14 protein-coding genes and 1 pseudogene are annotated in these 20426 nt (G+C 37.6%); 2 read left to right on the top strand and 13 right to left on the bottom strand.

Annotation, left to right across the window (positions count from 1 at the left end; translation table 11 throughout):
- Nucleotides 1–101: 101 nt before the first annotated feature.
- From P3U61_RS01145 to betB, 6 genes and pseudogenes are all read right to left on the bottom strand, one after another.
- The gene (locus P3U61_RS01145; protein WP_199569126.1) at nt 102–971 is read right to left on the bottom strand and encodes a DMT family transporter; all 870 of its coding nucleotides are present in this window, start codon (nt 969–971) and stop codon (nt 102–104) included.
- Nucleotides 968–1648: an aminotransferase class I/II-fold pyridoxal phosphate-dependent enzyme gene (locus tag P3U61_RS01140; protein ID WP_199569125.1), complete on the bottom strand. Its 681-nt coding sequence runs from the start codon at nt 1646–1648 to the stop codon at nt 968–970. The genes P3U61_RS01145 and P3U61_RS01140 overlap by 4 nt, the downstream gene beginning before the upstream one ends.
- 832 nt (nt 1649–2480) lie before the next feature.
- A pseudogene (locus tag P3U61_RS01135) lies at nt 2481–2818 on the bottom strand (terminase small subunit); the annotation flags it as partial.
- 224 nt (nt 2819–3042) lie between these two features.
- The gene (gene argF, locus P3U61_RS01130; RefSeq protein ID WP_233506569.1) at nt 3043–3984 is read right to left on the bottom strand and encodes an ornithine carbamoyltransferase; all 942 of its coding nucleotides are present in this window, start codon (nt 3982–3984) and stop codon (nt 3043–3045) included.
- Nucleotides 3985–4393: 409 nt separating this feature from the next.
- Nucleotides 4394–6088, bottom strand: coding sequence for a choline dehydrogenase (gene betA / locus P3U61_RS01125; protein ID WP_199569124.1), 1695 nt, complete (start codon nt 6086–6088; stop codon nt 4394–4396).
- A gap of 127 nt (nt 6089–6215) precedes the next feature.
- Nucleotides 6216–7709 carry a betaine-aldehyde dehydrogenase gene (gene betB / locus P3U61_RS01120; protein ID WP_014612891.1) on the bottom strand — a complete coding sequence of 498 codons (1494 nt, stop codon included), beginning with the start codon at nt 7707–7709 and terminating at the stop codon, nt 6216–6218.
- 221 nt (nt 7710–7930) lie between these two features.
- Between betB and cudC the strand changes: the two genes are divergently transcribed.
- Entirely contained in the window at nt 7931–8482 is a 552-nt protein-coding gene (gene cudC / locus P3U61_RS01115; RefSeq protein ID WP_014612890.1) for a choline uptake/conversion transcriptional regulator CudC, read from the top strand.
- Nucleotides 8483–9518: 1036 nt separating this feature from the next.
- Here cudC and P3U61_RS01110 read toward each other — a convergent pair.
- The 5 genes from P3U61_RS01110 to P3U61_RS01090 all read right to left on the bottom strand — a co-directional run bounded on the left by P3U61_RS01110 (nt 9519) and on the right by P3U61_RS01090 (nt 17855).
- Entirely contained in the window at nt 9519–11123 is a 1605-nt protein-coding gene (locus tag P3U61_RS01110; RefSeq protein ID WP_037544109.1) for a BCCT family transporter, read from the bottom strand.
- 412 nt (nt 11124–11535) lie between these two features.
- Nucleotides 11536–12858, bottom strand: a complete 1323-nt coding sequence (locus P3U61_RS01105) for an Nramp family divalent metal transporter (protein ID WP_199273872.1) — start codon at nt 12856–12858, stop codon at nt 11536–11538.
- Between the two features lie 161 nt (nt 12859–13019).
- Nucleotides 13020–15884, bottom strand: coding sequence for a DEAD/DEAH box helicase (locus P3U61_RS01100; RefSeq protein WP_070407498.1), 2865 nt, complete (start codon nt 15882–15884; stop codon nt 13020–13022).
- 4 nt (nt 15885–15888) lie between these two features.
- Complete coding sequence (locus P3U61_RS01095; RefSeq protein WP_014612885.1) at nt 15889–16281, bottom strand: (deoxy)nucleoside triphosphate pyrophosphohydrolase; 393 nt, start codon at nt 16279–16281, stop codon at nt 15889–15891.
- A 152-nt stretch (nt 16282–16433) separates the two neighbouring features.
- Nucleotides 16434–17855: an alkaline phosphatase gene (locus P3U61_RS01090; protein ID WP_063278623.1), complete on the bottom strand. Its 1422-nt coding sequence runs from the start codon at nt 17853–17855 to the stop codon at nt 16434–16436.
- 447 nt (nt 17856–18302) lie between these two features.
- Here P3U61_RS01090 and P3U61_RS01085 point away from each other — a divergent pair, with 447 nt between their 5' ends.
- The gene (locus P3U61_RS01085; RefSeq protein ID WP_014612883.1) at nt 18303–18938 is read left to right on the top strand and encodes a hypothetical protein; all 636 of its coding nucleotides are present in this window, start codon (nt 18303–18305) and stop codon (nt 18936–18938) included.
- Between the two features lie 153 nt (nt 18939–19091).
- Here P3U61_RS01085 and lepB read toward each other — a convergent pair whose 3' ends face one another.
- Both lepB and P3U61_RS01075 read right to left on the bottom strand, forming a co-directional pair.
- Nucleotides 19092–19679, bottom strand: a complete 588-nt coding sequence (gene lepB, locus P3U61_RS01080) for a signal peptidase I (RefSeq protein ID WP_070407499.1) — start codon at nt 19677–19679, stop codon at nt 19092–19094.
- A gap of 108 nt (nt 19680–19787) precedes the next feature.
- Entirely contained in the window at nt 19788–20336 is a 549-nt protein-coding gene (locus P3U61_RS01075) for a helix-turn-helix domain-containing protein (protein WP_014612881.1), read from the bottom strand.
- Nucleotides 20337–20426 lie beyond the last annotated feature (90 nt).

Raw genomic sequence — 20426 nt, 5'->3', positions numbered from 1 at the left:
TTTTTCACTACAATATATAAGTCTTTTCCCCAGACCTCTTATATAATAAAGTCGCCACCTAATATAAGCGACGACCAAAAATATGAAAATCAGTATAGTAATTAAGCTCTGTTAGGCTTACGAAGTGCCAAATATGCTCCTATACACGCAAGAACTATACCTATCAATAAATTCATATTCAACTGAGATTCTCCCATAAATACGCTTGCTGCACCTCCAATAGCAGGGAACATTGCAACCATATATCCGCTTTCAGAGGCCCCTATATTACTTATTAATTTCAAGTAAAATAACCACGCTAAGAATGATGCAAACACTGCTAAATATATTAATCCAAACCAAAAATTTATTTCAGTGGGTATTGAGTAACTGTCGCCATTGATATACGTATAAACAATTAAAAAGATAACCGCTACTGACATGCCAATTACATTAGCTATAACCGGATTAGTCTTCTTTTGACTATTGTAAGCTGATAGGACATCCCCTATCGAAGTTACAACTGTACCTAACAAAGCAAATAAAACGCCTATATAAAAACTAGACGGCAACTTATGCAAATCAGGATATATTATTATAAATACACTTAATAGCCCTAGTATTCCACCAAAATAAATTCTTTTAGATACTTGTGTCCGAAATACGACACTAATAAAAACAGGAGTTATTATTGCTTTCATAGAAAATATTAATGTTACTATAGCTGCAGAACTATAAAATGTTCCATAATACAAGAGCAAATAACTTATAGTAAAGTTACACAAACCGAAACTCACAACAGTCAAAAAGTTTATGTTTTTTAAATCAATTTTTTTGTATATTAAAGATAGTAAAGCTAAAAATAGTAGTAATGCTATAATAGATCTATAAAGTAACGCAACTTCTAATGATACACTGTTACCTTGTATTTTGACTGCAATAAAATTCAATCCCCATATAAACATGCAAAACAAATACATCAAATAATTCATTTTACTAATACACTACGTTTAATATTTAGTTGATCAAAAACAAAAACAATGGAAGAAACTAAAAGATCTATTTGTTCAGCTGTATGATTAGGCGTAACGTTAATTCTAAAACGTTCCGTCCCTTTCTTAACGGTAGGTGCATTTATTGCCTGTACATAAATATTGAAAGTTTCAAATAGCATTTTAGCGGCCTCTTTGCATTTTTGAGAATCTCCTATTATTACTGGGAGAATGTGTGTAGTACTGTCTTTCAACACCTCGATGCCATTGGCTTTAAGTTTTTCTCTAAGTCTCTTCGTATTAGTGTGTAATGCACTTATTAAATCATCCCTCTTTCTTACAACTTTAATACTTTGAAGGCAGCCAGCTACTATTGCTGGAGGAAGAGCAGTAGTAAAAATAAAGCCCGACGAATATGATCTAATAACGTCAATCATCCCTCTCTCTCCAGCTATATACCCACCAATTATACCAATACCTTTAGCCATAGATTCTATGACGCTTTTATCTTGCGACATTCCTAAATAATTATTACTGCAAAATACTATAATTTCTTGTCCATACTCACCTTTCGCTAATGGATACTTAGAAGAAACCCGGTTTACTTCCGTGAATTCTCTGTAATTACCATTTTTTTTCAATTCCGAAATCTTAGAATAGAATAATTTCTTGTACATAGTTTTCCCCTTCGCTTTATGTATGAGTCTTTAAATGAAACCAATAGTATAACAAAGACACGATTATATTTATGCCTTCTTATTTAAGACTTTGTTTTTTTGTACCACTTTATGTTAAGAATTACAAGTTATAAACATCTTTTTAAATAAGATGAAAATGAAATTATAGAAATAATTAATGTTTATTGTACTATCAATTCTTATAAAATAAATAGACGATCTAGTCAAAAATTAAATTACCTTCACGATTTTAATTCCCCTCAAATAGAGCACTTTAGGAAGCGACCTAAAAACATTTCTTATATTAAAATTATATACATTAATTTTATATTATATATTTTATCTTTCAGCTTATTTAATGGTTTGCATCATCTACAAGTTCCGAAACAACAAAACTTACAAACTCTTATAGATTCTTGGACAAAATAGATACATAGTTTCATTTACTTTTCTACTAATTCATTCTTCTAGTTAAACTATATATGCTATTAATAATAGAACCACAGATACTTTAAGTTTTATATAGCCTACGGGAGTAATCTTTTAGTGGATGGCTATTTAAGTTCTACTATGCAAGTTATAGGACAACAATTATTCTTTTTTGCTTAACAATATCTATCGCTCGGAGACTTTTGTCTATAACATCAATAATTAAATTGATTATTTCAATAATTTTTTGCATGACTTTTTCTTGAGGGCTGTACCTTTTTGGGAACTTTTTGCTATTAGTAATTGTGGAACTGCTAATAATATTTTTGGCCAACAATACTTGAAAGTTACACAAACAGTAGCTTTTTCCTTTTACTCCAAAACCACAGTAATATTAATATATTTATTGCTCTTTCAACGGAATATCTTCTATAAATGTCGTCGTGGCTAGATTTACATCCAACTTCTCTGTATACAAACTATGAAACTTATCTAACAAATCTCGTGCCTTTAAATGGTCACGTGGCTTAATAGGCACTTCTACTAACTCAACGTGTTCATTGTAAATAAGGTTCATACGTCCAGTGTCTGGATTGCATTTAAATATATTTTTCTTCACTAATACATCTTTCGTTTCAGTCCCATCACCTGTTACTGATTGCTTAAATAGATACAATATTTTTTAGCTGATAAAATCACATCACCCATAACCTTATTTTTTTCACTTTTAATGTACTCATTCGTAAAACGTACTTTTTTAAGCGATAATTTATTCTAGTACCTCCATCGCTTTATCTAACAACTTCCAAACCGTAGTCTTACAGATTCTGAGGAACAATCTAAAACTTTGCTGATGTCTTTGTAGTTACGTACGTTCATTCATAACTTTTTTAAATACGATTAAAACCCAATCCAATGCGGTTCAATACATCGGATTGGATTGGGTTTTTTATTGTTCCTTTTATCTAAAACAGGTCGCCGAGTGTTGCAGCCATAATCGCTTTGATCGCATGCAAACGGTTTTCTGCTTGTTCAAAGACAACAGAGTTTGGACCGTTGAATACTGAATCTGTAATCTCTAACGCTTCTAATCCGAACTGGTCATAAAGTTTTTGACTCGTGGTCGTTTCTAAGTTATGAAACGCTGGTAAACAATGCATGACGATGAGGTCTGGGTTGTCTGCTTGAACAAGAAGCGTATCATTAATTTGATAAGGCAACATGTTTTCGATGCGTGTGCCCCACTCACTTTCATCTGTCCCCATCGATACCCAGACGTCTGTATAGAGTACATCCGTATGATAGACGGCTTGTTGGACATTTTCAGTAATCATGATATTCCCGCCTGATTGCTCTGCATACTGGTGGGCAATGGTTTGAACATCAAGATGGGGTTGTAAATTTTCTGGTGCGGCGATATGAATATTGACGCCTAATATTGCCCCTGTCACAAGTAAATCATGTGCCACATTGTTTGACGCATCACCGACATACGTTAATGTGCGATTTTCTAATGCGCCAAAATGTTCTTTGATAGTCATAAAGTCTGCAATCATTTGTGTCGGATGCCATTCATTCGTCAAACCATTCCATACAGGCACACCCGAATGTTGACTTAACTCTTCTACATCTGACTGGTGGTAGCCACGAAACTCGATACCATCATACATACGTCCGAAAACTTGCGCTGTATCGGCAATCGATTCTTTGACCCCTAGATGAATATCCCCTTTTTCATAATAATCCACATGTGCACCTAAATCATGTGCCGCTACGCTGAATGCTGCTCTTGTTCGTGTAGAGGGCTTTTCAAAAATAAGCGCAATGTTTTTCCCTTTCAAAAACGGATGTGGCAAGTGATGCTGCTTCTTATGTTTTAACGCCATCGAAAAGTCAATTAACGTCATTAAAGCCTCAGCATCAAAATCCTTTGTTTTCAATAAACTTTTCCCTTTAAAAGCCTTCAGTTTCTTTAAAGTAGTCGTGTACGTCCCATCTTCATCACACCTTTTATGATTATTTATTCTTTATATCGCATTATTATACATTTAGAACAACTCTAAGTCAACCGCTTTTCTGTATCAGAAGCGTTAGTATTAGCGATTGAAATTTAAGCGCTCTGAAAAGATTATCCCAAAAAGCAGAATCTTATACCTCATATATTCAACCATAAAATACGATAGTTTTGTGATTATTGCTTTTACAATAGAAGAAACTGAAAATGTTTAATCCTCTTTTTCGTTTCCTACATAAAAAAGCGACTGATCTTGAAATCGTCGCAACAATCTCAAAATCAATCGCTATTATGATCATCTCTTAATCAATCGCACCTGCATCTGGATGACTCTTACCATGAATATAATAATCTACATATTCAGGTTCTAATGGTTGTCTACCACGGATGATGTCAGCTGCTTTTTCCGCCAACATCAATACAGGTGAATGAATATTACCATTTGTCGTAGTTGGCATTACAGATGCATCCACAACACGTAAGTTTTCCATACCATGAACTTTCATTGTTAATGGGTCTACCACTGCCATTGGATCGCTCGCTGGTCCCATTTTCGCACTACATGATGGGTGTAATGCTGTTTCCGCATCACGACGTACCCAGTCTAAAATTTCTTCATCTGTTTGTACACTTGGTCCTGGTGAAATTTCGCCACCGTTAAATTGGTCTAATGCAGGTTGTTTTAAAATGTTACGTGCGACACGAATGGCTTCAACCCATTCACGTTTATCTTCTTCTGTTGATAAGTAGTTAAACACGAATTTCGGCTTCACATAAGGGTTCGTTGACGTAATTTTCAAACTACCACGTGAGTTAGAATACATCGGACCAACGTGTACTTGATAGCCATGTGCAGTTTCTGCTTTTTGACCGTCGTAACGTACAGCTAATGGTAAGAAGTGGAACATTAAGTTTGGATAATCTACTTCATCATTTGAGCGCACGAAGCCGCCACCTTCAAAGTGGTTACTTGCCGCGGCACCTGTACGGCGTGTGAGCCATTCTAAACCGATGAACGGCATTTTTAGTTTATTTAGACTTGGTTGCATCGATACAGGTTCTTTACATGTATGTTGGATGTAAACTTCTAAATGGTCTTCAAAGTTTTCACCCACACCTGGTAGGTGAATACGCGGTTCGATACCCAGTGAACGTAAATGTTCTGAATCACCAATACCTGACAGTTGTAATAATTGTGGTGTATTGAATGCACCGCCAGATAAAATCACTTCTTTCGCGAGCACTTTGTGTAAACGGCCGTTACGTTTATATGTCACACCTGTAACCGTATTACCATCGAAATGAAGCTTTTCTACAAATGCGCGTGTTTTTACCGTTAAATTCGGGCGTTTCATGGCTGGGCGTAAATACGCACGTGAAGCTGATACACGACGACCGTTATGAATTTGGCTGTCAAATGGACCAAAACCTTCTTGACGGAAACCATTCACGTCTTTTGTTTTGCGATAACCTGCTTCAACTGCCGCATCGAAAAAGGCGTGGAATAGTGGGTTATCAGCTGGACCTCGACGTAGTTTAATCGGGCCATTTAAGCCACGAATCGGATCATCAGCATCTGCGCCGAATGTCGTCTCTAAACGTTTGAAGTAAGGTAGACAGTGTGCATAATCCCATGTGTCCATGCCTTCAGGTTGCCCCCATTTTTCATAGTCTAACGGATTACCCCGTTGATAAATCATACCGTTAATTGAACTTGAACCACCTAACACTTTCCCACGTGTGTGGAATACTTTACGGCCACCCATATGCGGTTCACCGTCTGTTTCATATTTCCAGTCATAGAAACGATTGCCAGATGGATACATTAAAGCGGCAGGCATTTGAATTAATAAGTCCCATGAGTAGTCACTACGTCCTGCTTCTAGGACCAACACCTTTTTATCTTTGTCTTCGCTTAAACGTGCACCTAAAACAGACCCTGCACTACCGCCACCGATAATGATATAGTCATACATTTTATCGTACGCTTTACTCATAACAAAAACTCCTCCACAACTTTATATTTTCTCATCTTTTTATGTACAAAAAGTCATGAACTGTCGTGGTTGTCGGGACGTGATGTTAATCATGACCTTCTTCGTCAATCTGTTCAACATTCGTGTATTAAGATTGGCTAAACCATTTCACTGGTTCAGGGTTAGTATTCATTAAAATATGTTTCGTTTCTAAATATTCTTCTAAACCTTGATGCCCGAGTTCACGGCCGATACCTGATTGTTTGTAACCACCCCATGGGGCTTGTGCGAAATAAGGATGGAAGTCATTAATCCAAACGGTACCCATTCTCATTTTGCTTGCGACGCGTTGGGCTTTACCGATATCTTTCGTAAAAACACCACCCGCAAGACCGTAAATAGAGTCGTTCGCTAAACGAATCGCTTCTTCTTCTGTCTCAAAGCCTTCCACTGTCACAACAGGACCAAATACTTCCTCTTGAACGATACGCATCGATGTATCACAATCTGTAATCACAGTTGGCTCAAAGAAAAAGCCATTTTGTAGGTCTTCACGTTCTGGGCGTTGACCGCCAACCGCAATCGTAGCGCCATCTTCTTTCGCGACTTTCATATAATTTTCAACTTTCGCACGATGTTCTGCTGAAATCAATGGTCCGAGTTCGGTCGACTTATCAAAACCGTTACCTAAGCGGATTTTTTTCACCGCATCGATTAACGCTTTTTCGAATTTGTCTTTAATAGAATTGTGAACGATAATACGTGAACCTGCTGAACATACTTGACCAGCGTGGAAAAAGCCACCATTCAACGCTTGGTCTACCGCAAGATCAAAGTCTGCATCATCAAAAATAATATTTGGATTTTTACCGCCTAATTCAAGCGCGATGTTTGTCACATGATCGGCAGCTTTTTTCATAATGTGTTTACCTGTTTTAATACCACCTGTGAATGACACTAAGTCCACTTCAGGGTGTGAAGATAAAACATCGCCAATTTCAGAACCTGCACCTAAAACTAAATTGATGACACCCTTTGGAAAACCAACTTCCTCCATTAATTCAAAAACACGAATGGTCGTTAAAGGTGTGATTTCACTTGGCTTCATTACAAGGGAACAACCTGTCGCTAATGCAGGCGCAATCTTCCATGATGCTTGTAATAGCGGATAGTTCCACGGTGTGATTTGTGTCACAACACCGATGGGCTCTTTCACAACTTTGCTTTCTGTGTTTTCAATCGGTGAGTTAATCAATTCGCCACCGTCTTTATCTGCTAAACCTGCAAAATACATAAACACGTTATGAATGTCATCCATGTCAACTAATGACTCTTCATACGTTTTACCTGTATCTAATGTTTCTAAATAAGCTAACTCTTCACGGTTTTCTTTAATTTTGTCCGCAATCGCACGCACTTTTTGGCCTTTCGTTTCACCCGTTTCGTTCGCATAACGCCCTTCATCAAATGCGCGACGAGCTGCAAGGATAGCACGTTCAACATCTGCTTCAGTTCCTTCTGCCACCTCTAAAATGACCTCTTGATTGTACGGATTAATGATTTCACGTGTTGCTTTATTACTACTCTCGACCCATTCACCGTCTATATATTGGCGACGAGATAATCGGTTTACAGCTTCCATCAGTATCCCTCCGTTAAGTTTGTTAAGTTTTTATTTAACGAATTTCACAAATTTAACTTTAACATATGAAAAATGACACTGTCAACTGCTAGCGATTGCTTTACACCTTCCTACAAAAAGCGTTAAATTGATAAAGAATGTTACAAATTTTTTTAATTAATAACTCGCTTTTCTCAAGTTAAATGTTAAAATGTTTTATGATGATAGGAGGTGTCGTCATTATGGCACGTGCAAAAACATATGAAGCCAAATTAGAAGAAGCGAAAGATATTGTCATTAATTCTATCGCTGAGACGATGGACCTTTATGGCATTAATCGTAGCGTTGGAAATTTGTATGGCATTATGCTTTTTAAAGAAAGTATGACACTCGATGAAATGCGCCAAGAGTTACAGATGAGTAAGCCGAGTATGAGCGCAGGTGTGAAAAAGTTGCAAGAGTTTGATATTGTGAAGCAACGCCTAACACGCGGCAGTCGTAAACAACATTTTGAGGCTGAGAAAGATTTCTTTGAGTTTTTCTGTAATTTTTTCACGCAAAAATGGAATCGTGAAATTTCGATTAATTTGGCTGCGTTGAAAGAGTCTGAGGCAATGATTGATGAGATTATTGCGGCAGATGCTGTGGCGGATGCGGTGAAAGAAGAGGCTGTTGAGATTAAGGCGCAGTTGGAAGATTCTCGTGTGTATTATTATTGGCTTGAGTCGATTACTGATGCGTTGAAGAGTGGGAAGATTTTTGAATATTTTCCGATTCCGGAGTCGAAGGAATGATGATAAGGGCTTTATGCGATGTGGTTTGAATGACATGCATAAAGCTTTTTTGTATAGAAAATATGCATTGGATAGCAATCTCAGACCGATTGCAGAATTTGCCCTCGCGTTCCCAGAGGCCTTGTCTCAACTAGCTAACGCTTGATTAAATGATACATAGGTGAAGCGCTAGCGGATTTTCGACTGCGGTTGATCCCTCGGGAGTCTCGGGCTTTCTTGCAATCTGGGGTGTGAGCAAGCTTTATTTTCTATCAGTACTTATAAACTTACATCACTTCGACTTTGGGAGATGGATAAAATACTTCTCTAAAACCTTTTCCTCTTCTTCTCGACCCGATTTGAGAGTGGGTATAGTGAGCATTCTGACTGGCATTTAAAAAGTGTTGTCTCTTCTTTATCGTGGTGCTATAATTTGATTATCAAAAAACACCTAGCAAGTTGGTTAAACTTGAGCTAGGTGCAAAAAATAGCAACATATTAGTGAGCTGGTAACTCAACGTATGTTAATCATTATAGCCTATGATGAGGTGCTCTCGTTAGTGGTGTAACGGGAGCCTATTTTTTTTGACTTTTTATACAAAACAATGGTCATGCATAAAGTACCCATCATCGTCAAAGATATTGGTATATAAACATCTAAATTGATTATGATTGTCATATGCTATCACCTCATATCATTATAAATTTCATAGGTGAGAATGATTGACATATGACTAATAGGCTTCTATGTTTTATGCAATTGATGATACTCAGATTTCCCTCCCATTAAAAGTACTAAAATTTCACTTTGGCTGATGTATGATGCTTCTTTAAAAATCATTATAAAAATGCATATATGTTCACCTTACGAATTAATTCCACCCTACTCATTCTCACAAAAAAGTTTTCAATTCACGACAGCCTAACAATTATTAGACCAATCCTGATTTATGAATAAGTTCCAAATAACAATGTTTATTGAAAATCATATAAAAATGGTGTAGAACATTAAGACCTCGACGTTGTGGTTTCTGTCCTACACCATTATTTTGTATCGTTATAAATTGTCGTCTTCTTCGTCTTCACCGACACGTAAAATTCTTAGTGAGCGACGTTCGATGCGCTTAAAGCGATCGGCACGGCTTTGTAAGGCAATGCGGTCTCCACCTAAAATCATCATAAAGGAAATCATGATGATGATAAAGATGACAATCAGTGGTACACCTGCAACGATAGAAGCAGTTTGTAAGATTTCTAATGCTTTTTCTCCACCGACTAACATGAGTGAAAACGGAAGTAAACAAAGCGCAAATGCCCAAAATAGACGATTTAGCTTAATAGGTTCCCCTTTAACGCGTGTTTGCGTAGCTGCCGCAACAATGTATGATGCTGAGTCAAATGTTGTGACTAAGAATAAGAACGCCGACAAGATGAACAGTCCGATAATGATTTTTGAGAATGGCAGTTGACTAATGACTTCGATGATTGTCGCTTCCGTACCGTGTGAATTTAAAAATTGGATGACATCGAATTGACCTGAGATTTGTAAATACACGGCGAAGTTACCAAAAATACCGAAGAATAGAACACATCCGAATGTCCCGTAAACAATCGTACCTAAAATGACCTCTTTTAATGTACGTCCTTTTGAAATACGCGCAATGAATAAACCGATAAATGGCGCGTAAACTATCCACCATGACCAATAGAATATCGTCCATTGTTGTGGGAAGTTCGTCTCTTCACGTCCTCCGATACCACCGAATGGTTCGAGCCATGTCGCCATTTGGAAAAAGTTTTTCAACATGTTCCCAAAGCCTGTCACTGTTGTTTCCATAATGAAAATAGTCGGACCAACGACAAAGATAAAGCCTAATAAAATAAATGATAACCAGACATTCAAGTCACTTAACACTTGAATCCCTTTTTTCAAACCTTGGTACGAACTATAGGCAAATACAATCGTGATACAAATTAACACAATACTTTTGACGACCATACTTGACCCGTCAAAGCCGAATAACTTTTCAAGACCTGCAGAAATCATCGGTACACCTAATGCGAGTGACGTCGCTGTACCGCCAATGAGTCCGAAAATGAATAAAATATCTACAATTTTACCTAATGCTTTATCTGTCTGCCCTTTTAAAATCGGACGACAAGCTTGGCTAATTTTGAAAACCGGTTGCTTTTTGACGAATACTAAATATGCGATCGGTAATGCTGGCAAAACGTAAATCGCCCATGCTATAGGTCCCCAATGAAACATTCCATACATTGTCGCATAGTTTAAAGCTTCCTCAGAAAAGGGTTTCGCACTGTGTGGTGGCGCTTGAAAATAATACGCCCACTCAATGACACCCCAGTACAAAATATCTGAACCGATACCTGCGCAAAACAGCATCGAAGCCCACGCAAAGTCACTAAATTCTGGCTTGTCATTGGCACGACCTAAAGTGACCGAACCATATTTACCAAAAGCTATGTATAATACAAAACAAAAAATCGCAAGTCCCAATACGAGATAGATGGCGCCCATTTTAGATGTAACGAACCCATTCATCGCGACGACGACTGCGCGACTTTGTTCAGGAAACACCATCATCGGTATGACGGCCATCAATAATACGATTGCCGTACCGATGAACACGACCCAATCCATCAATTTATTATTTTTATGCAATTTTAAGCACCCCTTATTCTTTTTAACTCCTTTTCTGTTGATTCTTGATGCTTAACGTCTTGATACAAGCAATAGGTTATCGAAAATTAAATTTTAATGCAAATTTCATACATTCAATTTAACTGTCCGTTTTGAATATATATAACTTTTCAACAACCAAAATATTGTGAAAACGCCTTTATAAAGTACATAAAGAATGTTAAAAATTTATTTAACGATTTGAATTTTGATTATTTATGCATAATTTACGAATATATATTTATTTATAGTGGGTGTGCGCCCTGAGAGCAAAAAGAAACATATTAAAACAATCTACTCGATTCATTTCACATTTTTTTAAACAAAATTAAGGGCCTGAACAATGCATGTCCAAGCCCCCGACTTAACCGTATTAACCAAGTTCTCCAAAAGTCGCGTAAATAAGATAGATATTCAGAATTGTTAAGATAATCGCTAATGCCCACGCAATGAGATTGACCCAACGTGGATTGGTAAAGTCTTTGCCCATAATTTTAGGATTATTCGTCGCTATGACTAATGGAATAACACTTAATGGTAAGGCTAAACTTAAAAAGACTTGTGTAAAGATGAGTAGATTTTCGATTTTTTCAGTACTCGAACCGTATAACCATAAACAGAAAAAGACAGGAATCACCGCAATAATACGTGTCACAAAGCGTCGAAGCCATTGTGCCATTTTCAAATGAACGAAACCTTCCATAATAATTTGGCCTGATAACGTGCCAGTGATTGTGGCGTTTTGTCCTGAAGCTAATAACGCTACCGCAAACAATGTACTCATCACCGCACCACCAATTACAGTAGATACTTCCGAATGTGTCAGTGCATCATATAAATCATAAAAACCACCAAGTGCTTCACCGCTTCCAAAAAATAGTGTTGCCCCTAAAATTAATAATAAACAGTTAACGATAAATGCGAGTGACAATTGGACGTTCGAATCAATCGTCGCATAACGAATGGCTTCTCGTTTTTCTTCATCTGATTGACGTTCATAATTTCGTGATTGGACGATAGATGAATGTAAGTATAAGTTATGTGGCATAATCGTCGCACCGATAATCCCTAATGCGATATATAGAGCACCCGGTTGTGTCACGACGGAAGCCTGTGGTAAAAATCCACTGAACACATCGCCCCATACAGGATCTGACAAATAAACTTCAAAGACGAAAATGATAAATACAGTTAACACTAATACCGTAACGAGTGCCTCAATTTTACGAAATCCGAGTTTAATAATGGCTAAAAGTAAAAAGACGTCTAATACTGTCACCGTCACACCGATCCATAATGGAATATGAAAAAGTAAATTCAATGCAATCGCACTTCCGATAACCTCTGCAATATCCGTCGCCATAATCGCAAGTTCTGTGAAAAGCCATAACACGACTGCTACTTTTTTAGAAGTCATTGCACGTGTGACTTGTGCTAAATCCATCCCACTCGCGATACCTAAACGCGCACACATGCTTTGGAGTAACATCGCAGCTAAACTCGAAATTAAAATGACCGATAACAGGATATAGCCATATTGCGCACCACCTGCCATCGACGTCATCCAGTTTCCCGGATCCATATAACCCACCGCTACAAGGGCACCCGGTCCGAGAAAGAAAAACACTTTTTTCCATGACGGTGCATCACGATGATATGCGACCGTTCCATTAATCTCTTCTAAACTTTTTCTCATTTTACTCTACCTTTTCCTCTTCTATCTCTATCATTAAATGTCATATCTATCCATTAAATTAGGACCACCTAAATTAATATTGTTATTATATATGAATTGAGACAAAATTAAAAGCGACGCATATCGCAATCGCTTTTGAAAAATAGTATTTGAGTTGAGAGTTAGTGTTCGACGATATAACGGTAAATATCGTCTCGAACAGGCGTTTCTAAGTTAAAATGCATTGTGACAACAGGTTCTCCAGATTTCATCGTTGTTTCTTCCACGGTGCCTTCAATGACATGCACACGCCCTAAATAGTAGAAGTTTTTACCTTCTGCATCTTCTTTTTTCACAAATAGATATAACGGAATGTTGCGCGCTTGATGATGAACAATATCATCTACTTCTGAAGATTTAAGTGAACGATTGGAACGGGTATACCATTTAAATTCACTTTGACTTATAAATGTGTCGCCATACTGTGTAGATGTCGTAATATCTTCTTGTTTATGATAAGTGACAAAAATAGGTACCATATGATGCCTTACTTGATAACCATATATCGTACTCGACACATCTTTATCCCAATTCATTATTTTCACAAAGTCTTTACGGAAATACTTTTGATAGCGTATGAACTCATTTTGACCTTCAAATTTCATCTCATTGTTATATTGTCCAAGGCGAATGATGTCCTCAACATAACGTTGAAACCGTTCATTTTTGAGTTGGTGTTGAAAATGTGCGGCCAATTCAATGACATCACCTTGTCGATGAATGACTGGCGGACCGTACGACTTTTCAATATCGTTTTTAAAGTAGCTAAAATCCAAAATTTTCAAGGTCGTTTCAATATCTGCTACGGTCACTGCTGAATCAATCTGTTGCATGTGTTCTAATAATTCTGCTATTCTCGCATCGCCTTCGATCAAACGTTGCAAAATGAAATGTTCTGTGTTTTTTAATCCTGGTGCAACTTCTCTTGATAAAAATGTGAGATTTTTAAAAGCATCTGGCTCTAAAACTTCTGTTGTATAACCACGTTTTTCAAGAAACTCATGATAGTTTTTGTATTTCTCTAAAATAATCAATGGATCAATCGCATTCTGGTCATTAAAATCCATCAGTAAAGGTTGACGACCAATCCGACGCGCAACATTTTCATAGGCATCATCTAAAATTTTGACACTATTTAAAGTTGCTTTAGTCAATGACTCGAAAATTTGTTTTTTAGCGACTTCTTCAAAATTAATCGTAGAAACGCCATTTAACACAGCCGGATTTGTTAAAAATTGGCGATAGTTATCTTTGTGGTAACTTGGGTCTCCAGATAATGCAATCGGGATTAAGTAATTATTTTTATAGTTACCAATAAAATCTATCACTGTTACATACTCTTTATTACTACTTTTACGGAGACCTCGACCGAGTTGTTGAACAAAAATAATACTCGATGTCGTCGCTCTGAGCATGACAACTTGGTTCACTTCAGGGATGTCGATACCTTCATTAAATAAATCGACTGTAATAATATAATTCAGCTCACCTAAACGCAACTGTGCAATCACTTCAGCACGGCGTTGTTGCGCATCATCACCCGTAAGCGCCACTGATGGATAACCAAAAGCCGATAACTTTTCAGCTAACGCATGCGCTTCATTTTTACGACTTACGAAAATAAGCCCCTTCAGTTGATCACCAGAGTAACCGTAATATTCGGTACGTTCAATGATATGTTGAACACGGGCGTCTGAAGCAAGCTTTTGAAGTGAAATCGTATCGTCGCTAATGATACCGTCCACCTCATAATCCGTGACACCAAAATAATGGAATGGACATAAGATGTCATTTTCCAATGCTGCTTGCAAGCGAATTTCATAAGCTATGTTGTAATGAAACAGTTCAAAAATATTTAGTGTATCATTACGTTCAGGTGTCGCTGTCATACCTAAAATGAACTCAGGTGTAAAATAATTAAACACGCGCCGATATGAAGCGGCAGCTACACGGTGCGCTTCATCAAATACGATGTAATCAAAATGTTCCCGTGAAAACTGTTCATAAATATCAGGTTTCGAAATCGTTTGAATCGTTGAAAATAAGTATTTTGCAGTTGTTTGCTTATCATTTCCAGTTAATAACCCAAATGCATCAGCAGGTTCATCTGCTAACACACGTCGATAATCTTCCATCGCTCTTCGCAAAATCCCTTCATTATGTACGACAAAAAGGAATTTTTCTGGTTGTACCTGTCTCACGTCAAGTGCAGACATGATTGTTTTTCCTGTACCTGTCGCTGAAATGATCAAGCTTCTACTTTCTCCTTGCTGTCTAATCATTTCCAGTTCTCTCAATGCTTCTTGTTGCATCATGTTCGGTATGATCGCTTGAGCAGATTGTAATTGTCGTTGTTTTTCAATTTGCGCTTGTTCTACTTCAAATATCGCTTGTCTCGTTTTCGGTTGGTACAATTTACGATAGCTTTCAATCCACGACGCTGTTAATGGCTCACTTGCTTCCCATAACTGTTCAAATTGATTTTTAACTTTATGTACGATATCACCATTGCGATGAGATGAAAACATAATATTATGTTCGTAATTTACTTTTAATGCATGAGACGTCAGATTAGAACTGCCAACAATCATCGACGTATAGTAATCATGATCAAAAATATAGCCTTTTGCATGAAAACCATTCACATTTGTGACTCGCACATCTACATTTTCTAACTTCATTAACTCTTCATACATTTTAGGTGAATTAAATGATAAATAGTTAGAAGTTAAAATGCGGCCCCTAACACCTTTCAGCTTCAATTCATAAAGATGTGTTTTCAAACTGGCTAAACCACTCTCAGTTACAAATGCGACAGAAATACTAAATGATTCACAGCGATACAACTCATCAATAATCGTCGCTAATACATTTTCTTGTGCATTATTAATGAGAAGTTTAGGCAAAAAGTGACCTTGTTTTTCAATAGAACGATCGATAAAACCTTTATGTAACGAATTTTTAAAATCATCAAGTAAATGGTCCATCTCGTTACGCCTCGTTTACTATGATATCTACTGCTGGAATATCAGCTGGCGCCCACTCCAAACGATACAAATCTTTGCTATCTAACCATTCAATCGCTCGGTGTTCAGTAAGTGTCGGCAAGGTGTCTTTCAATGTACAACGGTAAGTCGTTAACACGATGACAGCAAAATCATATTCATATTCAGTCGTTGTGACTTTGTCGCCCACTTCTAAATCACACTTCATTTCTTCACGAATTTCTCTCTTTAAAGCTTCAACGTCCGTTTCTCCTTGCTCAATTTTGCCGCCTGGAAATTCCCATAATAAAGGTAAACTCATACTTTCACTTCTTTGCGCGCATAGCACTTTATGTTGATCAAAGATAACAGCACCTACGACATGAATCGTTTTCTTCATCATGTATGCCCCTTCCTCAAGTTTCATTATATATATTATAAATGATCTCATAAAATGTTTGAATGTGCATTATTTACTGCAAAAATTAAAAAAAGACCAGGATAATGCAATGATATCCCAGTCTTTGTACCTTTATTTTTCCTTATTCACTTCTACTGCTTAACATCCCCAAAAAAGTTGAAGATGTTTTTCGCGTTGTCTGTATTATCGATATTACCCTGGAACTGATCAGCGCCAGGTCCAAATGCATAGGTGTTCACGTCTTCACCTGTATGACCGTTTGTTGTCCAACCTGTATTGGATTTTTTGTTAATCGGTGCTTGAATGGCGTCTTCCAGTTTTTGTTGTTGGGCTTCATAGTCGTCACTTTCTTCGTCTAACTTCTTCAATGCATCCGCTTCTTGTTGAATGGCGTTCAACTCTTTCTCACTCAAGTCAAATCCATATCCTGCTTGAATCGTTTCTTCTACACCTTTACCGTCAGCAATTTGCTCTGTCATCCATTTGCCAGAATGTTTCATTTGTTGAATCGGCTCTGGGTTCCATTCGTATGCACTGCCTTGTCCCATACTTAAACCACCTGTTGAATGGTCAGCAGTCGCAATAACGAGTGTATCCGGATGTGATTTGGCGTAATCAATCGCGTTCGCAAATGCTTTTTCGAACCCTTCCATTTCGGACATGACCCCTGTAATATCGTTCGCATGACCTTGTTTATCGATAGACGCTCCTTCCACCATTAAGAAGAAACCTTTATCATTTTTAGAAAGGCGCTCAAGTGCAGCGTTTTGCATGTCTAACAATTCAGGTTGGTCCTCTTCTGCATCAATCGCGAGCGGCATATTTTTATCCGCAAACAATCCTAGCAATTGCTCTTCACTCGCGTTCTCTAATTGTTGGCGATTAGTCACCACACCATAGCCATCATTTTTAAACTGGTCCGTGATGTTTCCATTTTCCTTGCCAAAATATTTCGCACCGCCACCTAAAATGACGTCGACTTTATGTTGGTTGTTAATACGTTGATCATAAAATTGATGGGCAATCTCATCTTTTTTATCACGGTCATCAACATTTGCAGTATAAGCAGCGGGTGTCGCATCTGTAATTTCAGCAGTTGAGACTAAACCGGTTGATTTGCCTAACTTTTTCGCACGTTCGAGTACAGTTTCTAAGTCATTTTGCTTTTTATCTACACCAATTGCGCCATTATACGTTTTATGGCCAGAACTAAATGCCGTTCCTGCCGCTGCAGAATCGGTAATGTTTTCTTTATCATCATCGGAATACGTTTGTTGTGTCCCTACTAAATAATCATCAAAAGCTGTGTTTTCCACTTCTTTTGTATCTGGATTATCCGCAAAATAACGGTATGCTGTGTTGTACGCCGGTCCCATGCCGTCTCCCACTAAGAAAATCACATTTTTAGGATGGCTCGTGTCACCGTACATCGTCGCTTGTTGCTCAGGACCTTCACCTGCACTTGATGCGGATGCCACATGTCCCGCTCCTAATGTTGATGCGATCAGTGCACTCGCGATGGATAATTGTGCAAACTGCCTTTTAAATTTCATAATTGTCATAACCCCCATAGCAAATATTCAATACACTGCCATTGTAATGAAATAATTTAAATATGGTGTGAGGTTATGATTAAAAGTATGTAAAAAAAGGAAGAGCAGCACCTCTCTCCCTACTCAGTCCCCTGTATATAAAAACAAACCTAACATCACTATAAAAATCATCATAAAAGGAATGAGCCACTTAAAAAATTGAGAACGTAGGGATAGTGCGGTTAATTTTTATTTTTTTATAAATGACAATGATAAAAGTCAATGCTACATGCCAACTAGTTCTTATTTTGTGATTATCATACGAAAAATGATTTGAATTGCATTGGAAATAGATGAGAATGTTTATTTGGCATACAATTTTTTCGTTATATTTTGCCTTTTATAGTTGTTTCCAATTCTGCAACTACTTATAATGACAATATTAAAAGAAATAAAGGAGGTTATTTTTTGAAAAGCGACCTCACGTCTCGTAAACATAAACATGCTCATCCATCACATCAACAACGTCAGCCCAAGTATGAACCCTCTCCATCATCTAATCCGAAATGGCTCATTGCACTCATCATTTTACTGATTATCATTGTACTTGGTGGGATGATATATGGCGGTTACCGTTTGTCTCAAGTAAAGCTCCATTTGAACACTACAGACAATCAAGCGACAACCACTCAAAGCGAGCAAAATACAGCAACCGTTCACCTCGATGTACTGTCATACGACTTTAGCCAAGACTTCATGCATAGTGATCACATTGATGGTTATCAAGACTTTCATATCGGAGAGACGCGTAAAGATGTCGAGGCAACCCATGGCCCTCCAGAAAAAACTGTTGAAATTGATGGTCGTGACGCGGCATCATATGGCGACCTTGCTGTCAGTTATAATGCACAACACCAAGTCGAACATATTTATGTCACACCACATCAAGTCACAACAGCACAATTTATCGATGTTCATCAAGCGCCTAACATGACAGATGGCAATATATGGTATTACGATAGTCGCCAAGACAACCCCTATACCATCAAAGTATACACACAAAACGATCAAGTCATTGCCATCGAAAATATTCCGCAAATTTAATTGCTAATAAAGTGTCTAGGAACGCGCAACATCGTTCAGCCATCGGTGCAAATGTTAAAAACAAAGCAAAAAATCACGGTCACACTTCAAACAACGAAGTATGGCCGTGATTTTGACATTACTTTAAATGCCGTCGTTTCACATGAAACATCCTTATGCTTCAACTTTTTCAAATGTCCCCGGATTAAACTGAAGTTTCGCACGTTCTAATGGCCAATATCTCACAAATGCTTTGCCTACAATACGCTTGTGTGGCACGAGTCCTACTGTATACGAACGACTATCGATACTGTTCATGCGATTGTCACCAAGAACGAGATAATGTCCCTGAGGTATCATTGTCCTTCCCTCTGAGCCCTCAATATCCGATACATCAAAGTTTTCGGTTAAAAATTCAGCTGCCTTTTCTTTTTTATTCACTTTTAAATAAGGTTCCTCTACCTTTTGACCATTAATATACAATTGATCATTTTCGTAAGCCACGCGATCACCAGGTAAACCTATAATGCGCTTGATAAAATCACGTTCCGCATCTTCATGGAACACAATCACATCCCCGTGAGTTAGCGTGTTGAGCTTTTTTGACAGTTGATTCACAATGACACGGTCACCTGTTTCAAATGTAGGGTGCATAGAGGCCCCATTGACCGTGTAAGGCGTGAAAATCAACCATTTAACAAAACCGACAATCACTAGGACGGTTACAATTACTATGATGATATCTTTAGTTTCCTTTCGCATTCTATGCCCCTTTCATGCACTCATCTCTATTCCTATGTTATTTAATTTTTCATAACTCTACAATGCGAGGCAGTCTACCGGCACGCTTACCGCAGACTCCCTTCACTATTAATATTGGATGGTCGCCGTAATTCTTAGCTCTTCACTTGTTTGATTGCGATACGTATGCGCTGTATTAGCATTAAAACTGATGGCTTGGCCCGCTTCAATTTCATAATGTGTGTCTCCAACAGTGAGCGTTAAAGTACCCTCGTTCACAATAATGTATTCTTTCGCGCCTTCTTGATGTGCATCTGATTCAAGTATACTGTCCGCATCCATACGCATACAAAACATTTCAAACGCATGTGCCGCCTCATATGGAAAGTACGGAAAAACGACGACCGAGCGATTATCATTATAAATCGGCTGTATGTCTGAGCGGTCTATTTTTTGAATCGCTTCATTTTCTTCACTAATTAATGAGGTCAACGGAATACGTAACCCATTTGCGATTTTCCACAACGTATTGATACTTGGATTCGCTACCCCTTTTTCAATTTGACTAATCATTGTTTTACTAATACCGGTCAACTGTGCGATTTTATCTAAACTGAGACGATGTGCTTGACGGTAATATTGTAAGTTTTCTGCAACGACTGTGTTAATATTTTCCATTTTTGAGCACCTTCTATTTACAATATAGTGAACATCATGTACGATATACTGTGTTCTTTATATAGAACGTTTCGTCAATTATATCAAATA

The organism is Staphylococcus pseudintermedius, from assembly GCF_034042775.1.
Taxonomy (GTDB): domain Bacteria; phylum Bacillota; class Bacilli; order Staphylococcales; family Staphylococcaceae; genus Staphylococcus; species Staphylococcus pseudintermedius.
The sequence above is the reverse complement of the archived record's forward strand: the minus strand, read 5'-3'. Positions and strand labels throughout refer to the sequence as shown.

What these genes read in the sequence shown, in the direction of transcription:
- lepB (WP_070407499.1), bottom strand. Translation starts at nt 19,679, where the DNA reads ATGCGAAAGGAAACTAAAGATATCATCATAGTAATTGTAACCGTCCTA.
- argF (WP_233506569.1), bottom strand. Translation starts at nt 3,984, where the DNA reads ATGACGTTAATTGACTTTTCGATGGCGTTAAAACATAAGAAGCAGCAT.
- P3U61_RS01140 (WP_199569125.1), bottom strand. Translation starts at nt 1,648, where the DNA reads ATGTACAAGAAATTATTCTATTCTAAGATTTCGGAATTGAAAAAAAAT.
- betA (WP_199569124.1), bottom strand. Translation starts at nt 6,088, where the DNA reads ATGAGTAAAGCGTACGATAAAATGTATGACTATATCATTATCGGTGGC.
- cudC (WP_014612890.1), top strand. Translation starts at nt 7,931, where the DNA reads ATGGCACGTGCAAAAACATATGAAGCCAAATTAGAAGAAGCGAAAGAT.
- P3U61_RS01090 (WP_063278623.1), bottom strand. Translation starts at nt 17,855, where the DNA reads ATGAAATTTAAAAGGCAGTTTGCACAATTATCCATCGCGAGTGCACTG.
- P3U61_RS01095 (WP_014612885.1), bottom strand. Translation starts at nt 16,281, where the DNA reads ATGAAGAAAACGATTCATGTCGTAGGTGCTGTTATCTTTGATCAACAT.
- P3U61_RS01075 (WP_014612881.1), bottom strand. Translation starts at nt 20,336, where the DNA reads ATGGAAAATATTAACACAGTCGTTGCAGAAAACTTACAATATTACCGT.
- P3U61_RS01105 (WP_199273872.1), bottom strand. Translation starts at nt 12,858, where the DNA reads ATGAGAAAAAGTTTAGAAGAGATTAATGGAACGGTCGCATATCATCGT.
- P3U61_RS01145 (WP_199569126.1), bottom strand. Translation starts at nt 971, where the DNA reads ATGAATTATTTGATGTATTTGTTTTGCATGTTTATATGGGGATTGAAT.
- betB (WP_014612891.1), bottom strand. Translation starts at nt 7,709, where the DNA reads ATGGAAGCTGTAAACCGATTATCTCGTCGCCAATATATAGACGGTGAA.
- P3U61_RS01110 (WP_037544109.1), bottom strand. Translation starts at nt 11,123, where the DNA reads ATGGATTGGGTCGTGTTCATCGGTACGGCAATCGTATTATTGATGGCC.
- P3U61_RS01100 (WP_070407498.1), bottom strand. Translation starts at nt 15,884, where the DNA reads ATGGACCATTTACTTGATGATTTTAAAAATTCGTTACATAAAGGTTTT.